Source organism: Campylobacter concisus (assembly GCF_003049085.1).
Classification (GTDB): Bacteria; Campylobacterota; Campylobacteria; order Campylobacterales; family Campylobacteraceae; genus Campylobacter_A; species Campylobacter_A concisus_H.
In genome coordinates, this window is sequence record NZ_PIQX01000004.1 from 71,957 (window position 1) to 87,670 (window position 15,714).

Here is a 15,714-nt window from a genome sequence, read left to right on the forward strand (position 1 = left end):
ATTTGTTAAAATTCTTTTTATTCATTGTTTAATTATTTTAGGCTAAACTCATTCAAAAATTCATAAGGAGATAAAATGAGTCTGTATGATAGGAACTACGCAAAACAAAATCAAGAAGAACTTGCGTACTCTCAAAGCTCACTAAGTACTTTTATAAAACAAACTTATCAACTTTTTGCAGCATCACTACTTTCAGCAACAGCTGGCGCCTATGTAGGCATTAGCATCGCTGGTGTTTTTGCGGCAAATAGATTTTTGTTCTGGGGACTTGTAATAGTCGAGTTTGCGCTACTTTTTGGACTGATGGCAGCTAAACGTAAAGAGGGATTAAATTTAATACTTCTATTTGCGTTTACTTTCATAAGTGGCCTTACGCTAACTCCGCTACTTTCAGCAATCCTTGCCATGCCAAGTGGAGCTGGTATCGTAGCTCAAGCATTTGGACTAACAACAGTTGCTTTTGGTGCGTTAAGCGTCTTTGCGATGAATACAAAACGTGACTTTACAACAATGGGTAAAATGTTATTCATAACCTTAATTGTTATCATTGCAGCAGCTATTATCAATATCTTTGTTAAAAGTACAATGTTTCAACTTGTAATCGCAAGTATTTCATCGATCTTATTTAGCGCATATATACTTTTTGATACGCAAAATATTATCCGTGGAAACTATGAAACTCCAGTTGAAGGCGCAGTTGCTTTGTATCTTGATTTTGTAAATCTATTTACATCGTTACTACAAATTTTAGGAATTTTTAATAGAAATGACTAAGGATGAGCGCATCTACCGAGTAATAGATGCGAATCTAAATAGGCTAAAAGAAGGGCTTCGCGTTGTTGAAGATATAAAAAGATATGTCTTTGATGACGCCAAGCTCGCCTATAAAATAAAATCCCTCCGCCACAAGGCAAAGATCCCACAAAAAGAATTTTTAAAATTTAGAAATTCACAAGAAGATGTCTTAAAAACTAGCACAAAAAGCGAGCAAGCTAGAGAAAATTTAGATGAGATAATCACTGCAAATTTCAAGCGTGCCCAGGAGAGCGCCCGCGTGCTTGAAGAGTGCTTTAAGCTCATAAATTTAGAACAAGCCGAGCTTTTTAAAAGCATAAGATACGAGCTTTATGAGCTTGAAAAAGAACTTTAACTAAAAATTTAAATCTTTTCTTGTATAATCGCAACCAATTATTTTTAAAAATTTAAAGGAAATTTCGTGAGTTTAATATTTTTAATCTTGCAATTTGTTTTAGCTGTCGTTATCACGATCGCAGTTTTACTCCAAAAGAGCTCATCTATCGGTCTTGGAGCATACAGTGGAAGCAACGAGAGCCTTTTTGGAGCAAAAGGACCAGCTGGATTTTTAGCTAAATTTACCTTTGTGGTAGGCGTTTTGTTTATCCTAAACACACTTGCACTTGGATACTTCTATAATAAAGATCTAAAACGCTCTATCGTTGATAGCGTCGATAGTAAATCTCTAGTCATACCAAAGTCAAACGACGTACCACCAGCTCCTAGTGCACCACAAACTCCAGCAAAATAACAATGATAAAAACACTTTTAGCGTCATTCTTGACGCTAACATTTGCTTTAGCAGACGCTCATATTTTAGTCTATCATCGCTTTGACGATCCAAGACATACAAGCACTGATATTTCTATTAAAAATTTAAGAGAGCAGTTTGAATATTTCAAAAATAATGGCTATGAAGTCGTTAAACTCTCAAAGCTAGTCGATGCTGTAAATGCTGGCGAAAAAATACCTGATAACTGGATCGTCATCACTGTAGATGATGGTTATAAAAGTTTCTATGACAAGGCCCTTAGTGTATTTAAAGAGTACAACTATCCATTTGCACTAATGCTTTATGTGGAAGCCAGTGCAAATAAATATGGCGATTATTTGGATTTTGATCAGATTAAAGAACTTGAGGCTTATGGCGAGATTGGATACCATTCGTACGCTCATCCAAGGATGACGAAGCTTAGCGATGAGGCATTAAGAGAGGACTTTCAAAAGGGCGTTGAGACCTTTGAAAAGCACATGGGTTATAAGCCAAAATATTTCGCAGTGCCATACGGCGAGATCGATAACAGAGTTGTCTCTTTGGCAAAAGAATTTGGCTTTTTAGCCCTTTTAAATCAAAACTCAGGTGCGGTTTCAGACAAGAGTGATGTTTACGATCTTTATAGAACACCAGTAATGAACGGTACCAAAATAGCACTAACGTTTAATAGCAAATTTTTAAATGCCCAGTGGATATTTCCAGATAGCTATCCACAAAATAATGCGATAGACAAACTCATTATAAAAACTGATACAAACGCTAGCGAAGGTAGTTTTTTTATGACTGGCTTTAATGGCTTTAAAAAAGTACCTATGACAAATGGTATTTTTGAGTGTAAATTTAACCCGCCTCTCGATAAACGCAAAGTTTTAATATCACTAAAAGTAGATCATCAACGAAGTACAAAACTTCTAATAAAGGACATCAATGCTAAATAAAATTTACGAAACACAAAAAGAAGGCTGCGAAAAAGCAATAGCTTCATTAAAACGCGACTTTACAACACTTAGAACGGGCAAGGTAAACATTAATATCGTAGATAATGTAATGGTTGATTATTACGGCTCGCCAACTCCACTCAACCAAGTAGCCACTGTGCTTACAAGCGACGCTTCAACTATCACTATCACACCTTGGGAAAAAAGTATGATAAAAGCCATATCATCGGCTATTCAAGCAGCAAATATCGGCGTCAATCCAAATAGTGATGGTGAGAGTGTCAAGCTATTTTTTCCACCTATGACAGTTGAGCAACGCCAAGAAAATGCAAAACATGCAAAATCAATGGGAGAAAAAGCCAAAGTCAGTATAAGAAATGTAAGAAAAGATGCAAATGATGAAGTCAAAAAGCTTGAAAAAGACAAAGCTATAACTGAGGACGAGAGTAAAAAGGGACAGGATGAGGTTCAAAAGATAACTGACACCTACACTGCAAAAATCGATACTCTTGTAAAAGAGAAAGAGGCTGAGCTTTTAAAAATCTAAAATTTTTAGAAATTTTTCCTTATCTAGCTACTTTTATGTAGCTAGATATTCTCTCAAAATAATATTTCAAAAAAATATTTATCAGCAAGTAGTTTAATTTTTTGTCTGTTGTGCTTTTACCTATTAAATATAAATAGAACCTAGACTGCATAAAACATAGCCACCACTTTGTCTTTAAGCTATTTCCATGGATTGCTTTAATTTAAATTTTTATTTTGGATTCGTCCTAAATTCTTTATTCAATATTATTAATTTTACATATATTATTTTAAGAATTTAAGGTAGCTAAAAATAAAATATAAAAACTCTTAAACTTTCCATTATCTTACAGTATCTTACTTTGAATAAGTAATTTTATACTATTTTTAGTTTTAGTAAATTTTAGACTAAATTTTTATAAAAATTTTCTTATAGCCATTATGAATAATAAATCTAGGTAATGCTTTCTAAAATATACAAGGAATTAGATAGGTGGCCGGGAGATAGGGATTCGAACCCCAGGAGGCTTTCACACCTCAACGGTTTTCAAGACCGCCGCTTTCGACCGCTCAGCCATCTCCCGAATTAAGATTTGTGATTATAACCAACTTTGCTTAAAATTTACTATAATCTCTAAAATTTACTCTGTTTTTTCTTTAATATATGTAGCTCCATCATTTATCTTTTCTTTGGTCCATTCTTTAGCATTATGGGTATCTTCTTTTACACCATGCCAAGTATTTGAGCAACCAGCTACAAAAAATGCTATACACACTGATAAAAATAAATTTCTCACTATTATTCCTTCGAGTAGTTATTTTTGAAATTTGGAGGCGACACCCGGATTCGAACCGGGGATCAAAGCTTTGCAGGCTCATGCCTTACCACTTGGCCATGTCGCCATATCGTGGTGCCCGAGACCGGACTTGAACCGGTACGGTAAAAACTACCGAGGGATTTTAAGTCCCTTGCGTCTACCATTCCGCCACTCGGGCTAAGTTAATGGAGCGGGAAACGAGATTCGAACTCGCGACCCCAACCTTGGCAAGGTTGTGCTCTACCCCTGAGCTATTCCCGCGTTAAAGTTTGCAATGTTATCCAAAAATTGCTTAAAATTTTATTTTACTAAAACGAATTTCAAAATATTGTAAGCCATAAAAAGATAAAATGTCAAAATCTATTTGGGGTTATAGCTCAGCTGGGAGAGCGCTTGAATGGCATTCAAGAGGTCGGCGGTTCGATCCCGCTTAACTCCACCAACAGACGTTTTCAGGGGTTTTCAAACCTTGTCAAAAAATGCTTTTTAAAGCCCAAATTTAGGGATTTTACCACTTTTTAAGCTCTCATCTCTTATCATTGCATTTCATCAAATATCACTCTTTTGAGTGTATATCTGAGTGTAAAAAAATATTTTTTCTAACTTTTTACACTCAAAATTAAGGGTTACGAAATGGCAAGCTTTGCGAACGATTTGGCACTAAAAAAATTTACACTCAAAAATAAAATTCGTGAGTGGATAAAAGATGACGGAGTGAAATTTTTATATGTGCTTGCATACAAGACCCAAAAAGAAACCACCAAAACATTTTATTTCAAATATCAAGAGAGCGACGAGAAGCGAACAACAAAACAAATCAGGCTAGGCAAATATCCAAGCATTACGCTAGCAGAAGCAAGAGCAAAAGCTTTGGAGCTAGAGAAGCTAAGAGATAGGGGCGAGGATTTACAGCTAGCCACAGCAAAGCAAAAGGCTATCACGTTTAAAGATGTAGCCGATGAGTGGATAGAAAAAGAGCAGAGTAAAAGCCTAGTATCGACCAATAAGCAAATAGGGCGTGTAAAAAATCATCTCATCTTTTATTTAGGCAGCAAAGAGATAACAGCTCTAAAGCGTAGAGATTATACGCAGGTAATCGAGCAGATACAAGCGCGAGAAACGAAAAGAGGGCTAACCCACGAAACATCAGAGCGAACATTTAGGCTACTCCGTAAAATCTTAGATTTAGCAGTAAATAAGGGCTACATCGAACACAATCCAACACGAGATATTATTTTTAATGATACTTTCAAGACCTCATCAAATAACCACTACAAGGCAATAACCGAGCCAAGCAAGCTAAAAGAGCTATTAAGAGCAATGCAGGACTATCAAGGCTCTTTTTGCACTAAGCAAGCGTTAATCTTTGGCGTGCATACCTTTTTACGTAGTGCAAATGTAAGAGAACTAAAATGGCAATACGTGGATTTTGAGAATAATTTAATCACGTTTCCAGGCGAGGCGATGAAGTTAAGAGAAGTTTTTTATATGCCAATGAGTAAGCAGGTCAAGAAGCTTTTAAAAACAATGCTAGAGCATAAAAGGGGCGATTTTGTCTTTCCTAGTGGCATAAGTGCGACAAGACCGCTAAGCGATAGCACACTCAACCAAGCAATTAAGCGGTTAGGCTTTGGCGATGAAATGGTATTTCACGGCTTACGCACGACAGCAAGCACCCTATTAAATGAAAACATCAAAAATCACGGCTTTAGCAGTGATGTGATAGAGCTTTGCCTCGACCACAAAGAGCGAAGCAGTGTTAAAGCAATTTACGACCGAAGCCAAAGGCTGGACGAGAGGGCGAAGCTAATGCAGTGGTGGAGCGATTATTTAGACGAAGTGAAAGGTGGGTAAATGGCGTTAAAAAGGGATTTAAAGGGTGTTACGGACGATTTTTTAGAGCTCGTAAAATCCGAAGTGATAGGTACTTTTTTATGTGATAAAAATTGTATTCTGGAATGTAGCACTGATTTATTAATTTTTTTAGCTAATGGGCGATTGCGTTACTTTTTAGATGAAATAAAGGTGGATAGAATAAAGTCGCGCAAAGTAAGCGAGGAGGATTTATCAAGCATTTTTGCATTTTGTGAATTTTACCACTTTGACCCATATTACGGCGAACTAGCCCCGCTAGATTTATTTCTTAGCGAATTATTGTGTCTTGTGAATTATTCCATTTCTACCGCCAGAGGGTTAAACAAGAAGCGAGACGACAAAACAGCTCAACAACTACAAAAATATTACAACAATACAAAAAATCTAATAGAAACGCAGTATTTAAAAGAAAAGATAAAAGACGCAGATAAAACTCTCGCGCGACTAAAAATGCTTTATTGTTTCTGTTTTGAATTCTCGAGCGATGAGCAGTTGGAGCAGATTGAGACGATTGAAAAAATATTTAATTTCAAATTTCAAATCAAAAACGGAGGAATAGAGCCTTTTACGTTTCAACAAATATTAGGCAAAGATTTAACAAAATACGATTTTGAATACGTATTGCGCCTATTTGATGTTTTGAAAAGCACACAGGGGCAATTATGGTCTTATCAAAACCCAAGAGATGAATACGAAGCTATCAACCGCTTATTAAGAGGGCTTAACGAGTTTTTCGAGCTAGGCATTAAAGAGCTAATCGACAGTAACGAGTTTAATATCGCCGTGAGAGAGGGGCTAAACGAATACCTAAAAAAATCAAAAAAAGATTAATTTTTTATTCCCCTATTTTTTATCAAAAATATTAAAATTTTAGGGGAATATTTTTTGCCGTTTTTTAGAAAAGTCCACCGCATAAAAAAATCCATTTTTTACCACATTATTACACCCAATAAAAAGCCGTAATTTTGCCGCTTTTTAGGGCTTACAATAGCTTTTATTATCAGATAAAATCACTTCATATTTATTCAAGTGCGCACACGGATAAATAATATCACTCATAAGGAGTTTTTATTATGAACCCATTAACCATTAAAAGCAATGCGCTAACTCCAAAAGAAACAGCGCAGTATTTAGGCATTTCAATCGCCACATTATGGCGTTTTATGAAGCGCGACGATTTTCCGAAGCCTAAACGCCTAACCGAGCGCACAATACGCTTTTTAAAAAGTGACCTTGACACATATTTACAAGATAGGAGCGCGTAAGATGAAAGCATTTAAAGACAATAACGAAGCTAGGCTATACGGGCGTTTTTATGCCCGTTTATCCAAATACCCCGATATTAAGGCGATTTACGCGCAGACGGACGACCAGGAGCAAAGCGAGCTACAAAAAGGCGTGAATAAAGCCCTTTGTGTGGCTTTTGATTTATTTGAGGAGCGCGAAACGGAGCTAAATCAAAAGAGTATATGCGAAATAGCGCGAGAGTGCAAAGAGATAAAAAGCGCGCCCGAACTTTACGTAAAAATGCTAAAAGAGTGCTACCCCGATATTTATTTCAAATCCCTACAAGACGAACAAAGCGGAGACGATACGGCGGACTTTAAGCCCGTAGCCTTTGATTTGTTTTACGCTTTGACCGAGCAGGCAAGAGAGCTAAACGCATTACGAGACGAGAACAAAAGGCTAATAGAAACCTTTTTTATCAATAGGAGCGCGCGATGAGTAAGCTAGTATTTACGCCTAGCAAATTTTGCTTTAGCGCAGGTGATGAGGTTATGCTAAAGGCATTCAAAAAGCATTTGCATATCTACTCTACAAGGTGGCGAGCATGGACGGCGTCACTCAACCTTTGCTAGATTGCGCTTATGATTTGTTTCATATCGTGCAGACGCAAAGCAAGAGCATAAAAGAGTTAGAAATAAAAGCAGGCATAAGAGAGGAGAATAACCTATGATACGAAGCAGACATAAAACGGCGTTAATAAAAATGATGTGGGACGGAACGGAAATAACCGCGGGGCGAGTATTTGGCATAAGTAACGCCAATCAGTATTTAGTAGAGCTTTTTAGAGAAAAAATCGTTAAATTTAGATGGTGCACGGACGCAAATAACCCTAAAAGGCGGTTTAAATTATGGCGTATCGACGATTTCCAAAAGGCTAAAAGATATTTAGGGAGCAAAATATGAGCTCAATAGTAGCATTTAATGATCTAAATTTAGAGATTTTGGAGTATCAAGACACGTGGAGCTTATCAGATAGGCAAGTAGCTGAGGGCTTTGGAGTTACACAAGAAGCAGTAAGAAAACAAAGAACGCAGGGAGCGACTGAATACATCGAGGGCGTGCATTATTATTACAAAGATATGTATAACGATGGCAAAGGTGGCTTAATAGAAAGCATGGACAAATCGGGCGGGGTGTCAAGAAATACCCAGAAAATGGTCTTTTGGACTAAAAAAGGCATTATTACTTTAGGATTTAAACTAAATAAAACACCTCAGACAATAGCCTTTAGGGACTGGGCGAGCGATTTTATCCTAAACAGCAGTAACCGCCCTACTACTATTCAAGAGCTTTTAGATAATCCTCGCTCACTTGCAGAACTAGCCCTAAGATACGCCGACACACTAGAGGAAAATAACCGCCTCGAAGCTCAGGCGATAGAAAATAAGCCTTATATTGCATATGCTAAGACAATTGAAAGCAGTAAAGGCAGTATTAAAATAGGCGATTATGCGAAAACGCTTTGCAATAAAGAGCAAGGCATAAATACAGGGCAAAACCGATTATTTGAATTGATGAGAGAGCTAAAGATTTTAAAAGAAAATAATGAGCCTTATCAAAAATATTCAAATATGGGTTATTTTGAATATAAACCACAACCATTTACAAAGCCAAACGGCGAGCAATGCTTAGACCTTATCACTCTAATAACGCCAAGGGGTCAAGTAAAATTAGCTAAAAAGCTAATCGAGGCTATAAAAGCTAAAAATACGCCTCGAATAAAGAGTTAATCAAAGAATTTTAGGGGCGGTCAAGCCGAGCAAGTTTAGCCGCCCTTAACAAGGTTACAAACGTGGATATTTTAGCAGAAGTTGAGAGCATTATCAACCCAGCCGAGAGCAAAATTTACATAGACACGATAAGGGCTACATTTTTCAAAAAAGCTATCATTCAAAAGACCTATACAAAAATAGAGCTTTTAGACTTAATCGCTCGAAAATATGGCAAAAAATGGCTAAAGCTGGATAAGCAGACAGAAAAAGCCATCAAGATAGAACGCCGTTATGAGTTTCGAGATTATGAGATAGTTAATATTTATATGCTTAGCGACTTGCCTATTTTCTACGCCACGCTAAAAAACGCAGGCAATGAGCCACAAAAGGCGTTATTTGAAGTTTATGGACTTAGGCAATACAATAAGACACCACCACCAAAAGAGTTAATAGCGGAGCTCCTAGGCGTGATAAATAACGTTTCATCTCTTGACCTTTGTTTTGATAAGGATAGCCCCTTTAACCTTGACCCCTTTTGCGATGAGGTTATTAGCTTTGAAAATACCAAGTATCTAAAAAACAACGATGTATTAGCTAGAGTGTATTTTTATGACAAGGCAAAAAAGAATAATCTAAACTTGCCTATCTACCGAGCTGAAGCCGTAGTAAGCATAAATCCCAAAAGCAAAGATAACCCCTTGCCTCTCAAACAAAGGCTAAATTTGCAACTCCCATACGCCCTAGATGAGTTTAAATCCATACTGGATAAGACCACGAAAGAGCAAGGCACGAACAAGTCCTACAAGTCAAAAGAGAATAAAAGAGAGCTAAGAGCATAACCAGCCGAGATTTTGGCTCGTTACCTCAACGCACGGATATTTTTATGCGTTAGCCTAATTTTTGGCTTACGTAGCAAAGCCCTTAAATGTGAGCTTTATCCGTCCCCTTAAAATTAAGGACACGAGTCGACCCCTAAAAATAGGCTATCCGCTCAACTAGCTCTAACAATGAAACCCAAATAATCCTATTATCAACGCTTGAGCCTTGCAAGTGAAACGTAAAAGCTCCATACGTTAAACGTAGCCGGCTTTAAAATAGGGGCTAAAATATCGGTTACGTCGTTGCTCCACAAAAAAATGGAACGCAAAAGATGACCTAAGTTTGACTTACCTCATCGTTTCACATTTTTGGGGAACGATAGCAGCCAAAGGGGTGGATTATATGAAGCTCCCCATTTTTGGGGAGCAGGTTATCGCCTTTTTTGATGAAAACCCTAGCAATAAAAATGTATTTCACAAAAAAATGAAAACGGCTTTTAACCTTAAGCCAAAATAGCCCTTTTTTTGCTTGCTTAAGTTTTCATAAAAAAGGGTATTGCAGAAAATATCACTCGTTATCATTTTTTTAGCGTTTTTCGTCTATCTTTTAAGATCAAAAATCAAAGCCAGCACCGAGGGGCTAGAGCTTAGCACGCAAGCCACGCACGAGCGAAAATCACAATTTAAGAAAAGCAACGTATAGTGTGCCCCTGTAAAACTACCCTACAATGACCTTTTTGTTACAAAAAATCTCCACTTTTCCTTAAATGAAAAAATTAATTATTAAGAGGGCTAAAAATATTTACATTAAGGTTAAAAATGAGAAATTTTTTTACAAAAAAAGTGAGATGAGTTAATTGCAAATTTACAGAAGCAAAGATTGATTTTATAGACTACAAAGACACTTCACTTTTAAAGTATTGCTTGTCAGAGAGATTTAAAATCACGCTTGTTATAATCTAAAAAACCAAAAAAGGATGAACTTCTTAAAATACACGCTTTGAAGCAAAGTGAAAATTGCAATTAAGAAAATTTGATAAGGACAAACTTGAAAATAGCGATAAATGGCACGAGTGGTTTTGTTGGCTCAAATTTGTGTGAGTTTTTAGCTTCAAAAGGGCATGAAATTTTAAAAATAAAGCGTGAGATTTATGCGGATATTTCAGCTTTGACTGAGATTTTGCAAGAGTGTGATGCTCTAATAAATTTAGCTGGTGCAAACATCTCGCAAAGATGGAGTCAAAGCTATAAAAATGAGCTTTTTAATAGCCGAATTGCAAGTACGAAAAACCTTGTTTTGGCACTTTCAAAGACTTCAAAAAAGCCCAAAATTTTCATCTCAACTTCGGCGGTTGGCATTTATGAGAGCGGTTTAATACACGATGAAAGTTCGCAGAATTTTAATAAAGGATTTTTGGGAAAATTGGCGGTGGCTTGGGAAAATGAAGCGTTAAAGGCCAGTGAGCTTGGCGTGAAAACGGCGATTTTTAGGCTTGGCGTAGTGCTTGGCAGAGGGGTTGATGGCAAAACGGGCGGTGCTTTGGCTAAGATGTTGCCGATTTTTAAGCTAGGTCTTGGCGGCGTTTTGGCAGGCGGAAAGCAGAGCTTTTCGTGGGTGCATCTGGACGATTTGCTAAAAGCTTATGAGCTTGTGCTAAATCGTGAAATTTCAGGCATTTTTAACCTTGTTTCGCCAGAATTTGCTACCAATGAAAGCTTCACAAAGGCCCTTGCAAACACACTTAAACGCCCAGCCATTTTTAATGTCCCAAGCTTTGTTTTGCAGCTAAAATTTGGCGAAGGCTCGGCGATATTGCTTGAAGGTGCAGATGTGCGACCTGTAAATTTACTAAAACAGGGCTTTGAGTTTAAATTTGGTGATTTAAACGCTGCTTTGAGTGAAATTTTAAGCTGAGATTTTTTAAAGGGGCGTATCTAGTTAGATCAAAAATGCCCCTAAATGTTAAAGAATATCGTATTTTACCTAACTAGAGCTAAGATCAAAGCTTGGGGAATTAAATACTGGTAGCTTTTAAATGATGTCACAGCTGACACCCTAGAGGGTAACACGTGTAACGTTACATATAACGGATGAACTCGTTACAAATGATATTAATCCTCTTTGTTTTCAGCGTAGGGCTTAACCACCTCAACGATTTTATCCATATCAAGCGATTTAATGTAGTTTTCAAGCCAGCTTTTTACCCAATACGGATAACCTCGCCCATTAGTCCCCCAACTATTTACACCCTGATAGCTTGTTTCTAAAATTTCAGCTAATTGTTTTTTATTAAGCCCTGCACGTTTCATAAGCTCGTTAAATTCATCTCTATCCATTTTTAACCCTTTAAAAAAATATGCGTTAGCATATTAAACAACTTATTAAAAAATGCTTATGTATATTTTATTAAGTTTATTTTAAAGTGCATAAGCATATAATTTCTAAATTATTTTAATGCTGATGCATACTTTAAAGGAGAACAAATGACACTAAGTTTTAACATAGCCGACGAGCTAGACCTAACCAACGAGATACCAAGCGCGCTAAACAATATTAGCACGTTAGTATTAGCTTTGCCGCACCTTCAAAAGGCTACAAACATGAACAGCGACGTGATGATAAATGTAGGCTATTTTTTAAGCGGCGTTATCGACGACGTAGCCCAAGCCGTACGAGATTACGCAGACAAGAAAATATCCGAAAAGGAGCAAAAATGAAGTTAGTTTTTAACGAAATCAACAAGAATTTTGAGTTAGGCGTTGAGGTAACTTGCGTATTAGGACAAGTATCAACGCTAATGCTAGCACTAGCAAATAAACACGAGAGCATAGACGACAATGAGAGGCTAAACGCTACTTATCTACTAAGTGGCATTTTGCTCGATATTGCATCAACGCTTGATGATTATGCGCTAAAAGACACAAAAGCGACTAAGGAGCAAAGAAAATGACGGCCAAAAGATACGCAAAATTATACGAGCTTGAAAAGGCTCGTAGCTTTGATGAGCTAATAAACACACTAGAGCAAAGCCAGGACGTTAGCAGAGATGAAGCCATTTATCAAGCAGGTGCCAAGGCGTGGCTATTCGTAGATTATTACATTAACGAGCTCAGGCACGCAGAAGCACAAGTAAAGCACTTAAAAAGACAGCTTGACCGCCTAAGCCCTGGTGATAGAAGCAAAGAGGACTTTAACAAAAATAATCCCCTAGAAGCCAAAGGGATTTTTAAATGGCACAAGCCCTTAAAAGGCGCGAGCTTGCAAAACGATATGCAAGCAAGCTAATATAATCTAAGGGGGCGAGGCTAGCCCCAGACCTCATCGCAAAACCAACGAACGCCATAATACGCGTTAAAATACCTCAAAACGTCATAAAGGGCAAACAATGGAGCTACTTACCGCAAAGCAGGTAGGGCAAATTTTAAACCTATCGCAAAGCACGCTTACCAAGATGAGAAGCGACAAATACAAAGACCGTTTTAACTTCGTTTTACCCTTTATCAAGATAGGACGCGCCGTAAGATACGAGCGCGAGGCGGTAAATCAAGCCGTAAGCGAGCTAAAGGCGGTAAAATGAAAATAACGCCCGATTTAAAAGCCCAAATACTAGCTAGGCACAAAGCAGGCGACAGCCAAAGAAAAATACAAAAAACGTTTAACCTAAGCGCAGGCGCGGTCAATAAAATAACAAAGGGCGTAGAACAAAACCTAAAAAGCACGATAAATAAAGGCACGCAGTATCTAGCCGAGCTATCGGAGATGAACGAATACGAGCGCGAAGCGGTGGCGCAGGTAGTAAGCGACAATGCGCGCGCTTTAGCTTTTTTCAAGCAAACGGCGGTTAAAAACCAAATAATGGCTAATAGGCTATTAAAAGAAGCTAGAGATTTAAGCGATATTGAGCTACATAGCAGAATAACGGCTAGGAGCAAAGAAACGATACTAGGCAAAAATTACGAGCTACAAGAGCAAGGCGTGCCGTTTGCCTCTACTCAAATCATAATAAAGCGCGACGCGTGAAAACTTACGACATAGACCTATTTTACGAGCTATCTAGATTTTTTAAAGACGACTTACGTCTTATGGCTCACGCCGTGGCTTATGAGTTAAATTTAAACGCTAAGACGATTTACAAGGATTTTTCATTCGGACGCTACAAGGACGAGTATTTAGAGGCTTTATTAGCCGTGAGCGATAACCCGAAAGAGGCTTATTTAAATTTATTGATGAAGTTTAGAGATAAAAGCCCGATATTTGACCGCGACGACTTCGCAAACGCAGAAGCTTACAGTATGTTTAATAGGAGTTACGACAAAAAACGAACGGACGAGCGCCGCAAAAACACTTAAATTTAGCGCGATTAAGCCGTATTTAGCGCATACGGATAGACGAAAAAACGAACGCTAATCAAACCCTAAGCCCCGAGCGGTTAAAATAAGATTGGATTTTAAAACAAAGGCTAGGATATGCAAACTCTAACCATACGAGCAGATGAAGCACTAATAAGCCAAATAATAGCAATAAGCAAGGCTCTAGCTAATACGACTAATCAAAAGCTAATTATCGATGAGGATTATCCGATTTACGACGATGGCAAGACGATGAAGCAAAGGATAGCCGATTACGAAGCGGATATTGAGGCTATCAGACGCGGAGAGCTTGAAACCTATCCACTAGAAACGTTAAAAGCCGAGATGGAAAAATGGTAGTTAGACGCACAGCACGTTTTAACCACGAATTAAAAGCGGCGTTTGACTTCATAGCCAAAGACAGCCTAGGCAGAGCACGAGAGTTTAGGGACGAACTTATTGCAAAGATAGAACGCACAGCACAGACGCCTTTTATTTGTCGTAAGTCTATTAATTTTAACGATGAGAGCATTCGCGACTTGATATTTAAAAGCTATGTAATACCTTACTTGATAGATGATGAGGTTATTTATGTGCTAGGCATTTACAAGGCTAACGAGTGGGAAGCGTGAAACGTAATAAGGCGGTAATGTTTCACAAAATAACCTTAATTAAGTTTTCGAGCAAAAAAGAGATGAAAACTACTAAATCTTAAGCCAAAACGACCACTTTAAGCGTCCGAAACTTAAATCATTTAACTTTACTACTTCACAATCCCCTATTTTAGGCACTTATGATAGTTTTGTATTGAAAACTAAACTTTTCATAACCAACAAATCAAACACTTAAAGCTTAAAAAGCTCGAGTGTATAAAAGAGTGTAAAAATTATTGCTTTTAATTTTATTAAAAGTCGATAAATACGAGCTTTAAAGCTAAAATCATTTCCCGCTTAACTCCACCAGTGCTTTACTACATCTTTTGCTTAATATATTTTCACCATTTTTTACTAAAATTTATGCTACATATATGTAAAAATTCAGATTTCTTTCGCTAAATTACAAATATGCAAAATTTAAAACAATATGTCAATGAAATTTTAAAAAGTCATAGTGACGGTAATGATCGTGTCTTTAGCTTTAAATTTGATGGACAAAAATTTTGGTTAAAACGTATTGAAAAAAACATTAAAGGTGGGTTTTTAACTAAAATTTTCAAGCCAAATCCTTATAAATCATTTGCCAACGAGATAAAAAAACTTGAAATTTTAAACGAAGCTAAAGCTCCTGCCCCAAAACTCATTCTAAAAAGTGCTGAGTTTTTCGTGATAGAAGATGTCGGTGAACCGATTTCTCAGCTTTTTAAGTATAGCAACGATGAAAAATTTAAACATGAAATTCTACTAAAAGCAGCCCGCGCACTAGCTGGGCTTCATACACTAAATTTTGCGCACGGACGCCCGGCCCTTAGGGATATCGCCATAAAAAATGACGAGATAAAATTTTTAGACTTTGAGTCAAAATTTTTTAGCCATGACCTAGAGCTTCAAAAGTGTCGCGATCTGCTTGTTTTTATAGACGAGTTATTTCGTTTTAAAATTTCAGACGAGTTTGCAAGCGAAGTCATTAGTGAATATTTGATAGCTGGTGGGACTCAAATTTACGCGCGCTCACTACAGCTAATTATAAAATTTAAACCACTTTACTACTTGCTAAAACCATTTAAATCTCTAAATAAAAAGGATCTAAACGCAGTCATCAGAACCTTTGAGTATCTCTTACCGATCGCTCAAAATAAATAGCAAATTTCTTACCAAATTTATC

The 15,714-nt window shown here is 37.3% G+C and carries 25 protein-coding genes, 5 tRNA genes and 1 pseudogene; 25 read left to right on the forward strand and 6 right to left on the reverse strand.

The features are described from left to right. Positions 1–75 precede the first annotated feature (75 nt). From CVT13_RS05795 to frr, 5 genes are all read left to right on the forward strand, one after another. The gene (locus CVT13_RS05795; protein ID WP_021091071.1) at positions 76–774 is read left to right on the forward strand and encodes a Bax inhibitor-1/YccA family protein; all 699 of its coding nucleotides are present in this window, start codon (positions 76–78) and stop codon (positions 772–774) included. After that, the gene (locus CVT13_RS05800; protein ID WP_107811908.1) at positions 767–1,150 is read left to right on the forward strand and encodes a thiamine-phosphate pyrophosphorylase; all 384 of its coding nucleotides are present in this window, start codon (positions 767–769) and stop codon (positions 1,148–1,150) included. The genes CVT13_RS05795 and CVT13_RS05800 overlap by 8 nt, the downstream gene beginning before the upstream one ends. Positions 1,151–1,216: 66 nt before the next feature. Beyond that, entirely contained in the window at positions 1,217–1,546 is a 330-nt protein-coding gene (gene secG, locus CVT13_RS05805; protein ID WP_107811909.1) for a preprotein translocase subunit SecG, read from the forward strand. A gap of 2 nt (positions 1,547–1,548) precedes the next feature. Beyond that, positions 1,549–2,508, forward strand: coding sequence for a polysaccharide deacetylase family protein (locus tag CVT13_RS05810; protein ID WP_107811910.1), 960 nt, complete (start codon positions 1,549–1,551; stop codon positions 2,506–2,508). Then, the gene (gene frr, locus CVT13_RS05815; protein WP_107811911.1) at positions 2,498–3,055 is read left to right on the forward strand and encodes a ribosome recycling factor; all 558 of its coding nucleotides are present in this window, start codon (positions 2,498–2,500) and stop codon (positions 3,053–3,055) included. Before CVT13_RS05810 ends, frr begins: the two co-directional genes overlap by 11 nt. Before the next feature lie 472 nt (positions 3,056–3,527). Here frr and CVT13_RS05820 read toward each other — a convergent pair. The 5 genes from CVT13_RS05820 to CVT13_RS05835 form a co-directional block, all read right to left on the reverse strand. Then, positions 3,528–3,617 (reverse strand) — tRNA-Ser (locus CVT13_RS05820). A 57-nt stretch (positions 3,618–3,674) separates the two neighbouring features. Next, complete coding sequence (locus CVT13_RS10275) at positions 3,675–3,830, reverse strand: hypothetical protein (protein WP_199907278.1); 156 nt, start codon at positions 3,828–3,830, stop codon at positions 3,675–3,677. 32 nt (positions 3,831–3,862) lie between these two features. Further along, positions 3,863–3,936, reverse strand: a tRNA-Cys gene (locus CVT13_RS05825). Positions 3,937–3,942: 6 nt separating this feature from the next. Next, positions 3,943–4,029: transfer RNA gene (locus CVT13_RS05830), tRNA-Leu, on the reverse strand. A gap of 8 nt (positions 4,030–4,037) precedes the next feature. Further along, positions 4,038–4,112, reverse strand: a tRNA-Gly gene (locus CVT13_RS05835). 105 nt (positions 4,113–4,217) lie between these two features. Between CVT13_RS05835 and CVT13_RS05840 the strand changes: the two genes are divergently transcribed. From CVT13_RS05840 to CVT13_RS05890, 11 genes and pseudogenes are all read left to right on the forward strand, one after another. Further along, positions 4,218–4,293 (forward strand) — tRNA-Ala (locus tag CVT13_RS05840). A gap of 191 nt (positions 4,294–4,484) precedes the next feature. After that, positions 4,485–5,705 carry a tyrosine-type recombinase/integrase gene (locus CVT13_RS05845; RefSeq protein ID WP_107811912.1) on the forward strand — a complete coding sequence of 407 codons (1,221 nt, stop codon included), beginning with the start codon at positions 4,485–4,487 and terminating at the stop codon, positions 5,703–5,705. Next, positions 5,706–6,557, forward strand: coding sequence for a hypothetical protein (locus tag CVT13_RS05850; RefSeq protein ID WP_107811913.1), 852 nt, complete (start codon positions 5,706–5,708; stop codon positions 6,555–6,557). Between the two features lie 242 nt (positions 6,558–6,799). Further along, positions 6,800–6,991: a helix-turn-helix transcriptional regulator gene (locus CVT13_RS05855; RefSeq protein WP_107811914.1), complete on the forward strand. Its 192-nt coding sequence runs from the start codon at positions 6,800–6,802 to the stop codon at positions 6,989–6,991. Between the two features lies 1 nt (position 6,992). Further along, positions 6,993–7,451, forward strand: coding sequence for a hypothetical protein (locus CVT13_RS05860; protein ID WP_107811915.1), 459 nt, complete (start codon positions 6,993–6,995; stop codon positions 7,449–7,451). Beyond that, entirely contained in the window at positions 7,448–7,585 is a 138-nt protein-coding gene (locus CVT13_RS10410; protein WP_234411983.1) for a hypothetical protein, read from the forward strand. Before CVT13_RS05860 ends, CVT13_RS10410 begins: the two co-directional genes overlap by 4 nt. Before the next feature lie 94 nt (positions 7,586–7,679). Next, positions 7,680–7,916, forward strand: a complete 237-nt coding sequence (locus tag CVT13_RS05870; protein ID WP_107811916.1) for a hypothetical protein — start codon at positions 7,680–7,682, stop codon at positions 7,914–7,916. Further along, positions 7,913–8,743: a phage antirepressor KilAC domain-containing protein gene (locus CVT13_RS05875; protein ID WP_107811917.1), complete on the forward strand. Its 831-nt coding sequence runs from the start codon at positions 7,913–7,915 to the stop codon at positions 8,741–8,743. Before CVT13_RS05870 ends, CVT13_RS05875 begins: the two co-directional genes overlap by 4 nt. A gap of 62 nt (positions 8,744–8,805) precedes the next feature. After that, a complete protein-coding gene (locus CVT13_RS05880) occupies positions 8,806–9,564 on the forward strand; it encodes an aspartate carbamoyltransferase (RefSeq protein WP_107811918.1) in 759 nt (252 codons plus the stop codon). 858 nt (positions 9,565–10,422) lie between these two features. Continuing rightward, a pseudogene (locus tag CVT13_RS05885) lies at positions 10,423–10,488 on the forward strand (30S ribosomal protein S18); the annotation flags it as partial. Positions 10,489–10,591: 103 nt separating this feature from the next. Next, positions 10,592–11,458, forward strand: coding sequence for a TIGR01777 family oxidoreductase (locus CVT13_RS05890; RefSeq protein ID WP_107811919.1), 867 nt, complete (start codon positions 10,592–10,594; stop codon positions 11,456–11,458). A gap of 197 nt (positions 11,459–11,655) precedes the next feature. Here the strand turns inward: CVT13_RS05890 and CVT13_RS05895 are convergent, their stop codons facing one another. Further along, on the reverse strand, positions 11,656–11,880 hold the full coding sequence (locus CVT13_RS05895; RefSeq protein WP_107811920.1) for an acyl carrier protein: 225 nt from the start codon (positions 11,878–11,880) through the stop codon (positions 11,656–11,658). A 147-nt stretch (positions 11,881–12,027) separates the two neighbouring features. Between CVT13_RS05895 and CVT13_RS05900 the strand changes: the two genes are divergently transcribed. The 9 genes from CVT13_RS05900 to CVT13_RS05940 all read left to right on the forward strand — a co-directional run bounded on the left by CVT13_RS05900 (position 12,028) and on the right by CVT13_RS05940 (position 15,692). Continuing rightward, positions 12,028–12,261, forward strand: coding sequence for a hypothetical protein (locus tag CVT13_RS05900; RefSeq protein WP_107811921.1), 234 nt, complete (start codon positions 12,028–12,030; stop codon positions 12,259–12,261). Then, the gene (locus tag CVT13_RS05905; protein WP_107811922.1) at positions 12,258–12,494 is read left to right on the forward strand and encodes a hypothetical protein; all 237 of its coding nucleotides are present in this window, start codon (positions 12,258–12,260) and stop codon (positions 12,492–12,494) included. Before CVT13_RS05900 ends, CVT13_RS05905 begins: the two co-directional genes overlap by 4 nt. Continuing rightward, positions 12,491–12,829, forward strand: a complete 339-nt coding sequence (locus tag CVT13_RS05910) for a hypothetical protein (protein ID WP_107811923.1) — start codon at positions 12,491–12,493, stop codon at positions 12,827–12,829. Before CVT13_RS05905 ends, CVT13_RS05910 begins: the two co-directional genes overlap by 4 nt. 100 nt (positions 12,830–12,929) lie before the next feature. Further along, positions 12,930–13,121, forward strand: a complete 192-nt coding sequence (locus tag CVT13_RS05915; protein ID WP_107793616.1) for a helix-turn-helix domain-containing protein — start codon at positions 12,930–12,932, stop codon at positions 13,119–13,121. Continuing rightward, positions 13,118–13,564, forward strand: a complete 447-nt coding sequence (locus CVT13_RS05920) for a hypothetical protein (protein ID WP_107811924.1) — start codon at positions 13,118–13,120, stop codon at positions 13,562–13,564. Before CVT13_RS05915 ends, CVT13_RS05920 begins: the two co-directional genes overlap by 4 nt. Beyond that, complete coding sequence (locus CVT13_RS05925) at positions 13,561–13,893, forward strand: hypothetical protein (protein ID WP_107811925.1); 333 nt, start codon at positions 13,561–13,563, stop codon at positions 13,891–13,893. The genes CVT13_RS05920 and CVT13_RS05925 overlap by 4 nt, the downstream gene beginning before the upstream one ends. A 117-nt stretch (positions 13,894–14,010) precedes the next feature. Continuing rightward, positions 14,011–14,253 (forward strand): hypothetical protein, encoded by a 243-nt coding sequence (locus tag CVT13_RS05930; protein WP_107811926.1) that lies wholly within the window; start codon positions 14,011–14,013, stop codon positions 14,251–14,253. After that, positions 14,247–14,525 carry a type II toxin-antitoxin system RelE/ParE family toxin gene (locus CVT13_RS05935; RefSeq protein WP_107811927.1) on the forward strand — a complete coding sequence of 93 codons (279 nt, stop codon included), beginning with the start codon at positions 14,247–14,249 and terminating at the stop codon, positions 14,523–14,525. The genes CVT13_RS05930 and CVT13_RS05935 overlap by 7 nt, the downstream gene beginning before the upstream one ends. 432 nt (positions 14,526–14,957) lie before the next feature. Continuing rightward, a complete protein-coding gene (locus CVT13_RS05940) occupies positions 14,958–15,692 on the forward strand; it encodes a spore coat protein (RefSeq protein ID WP_107811928.1) in 735 nt (244 codons plus the stop codon). Positions 15,693–15,714 lie beyond the last annotated feature (22 nt).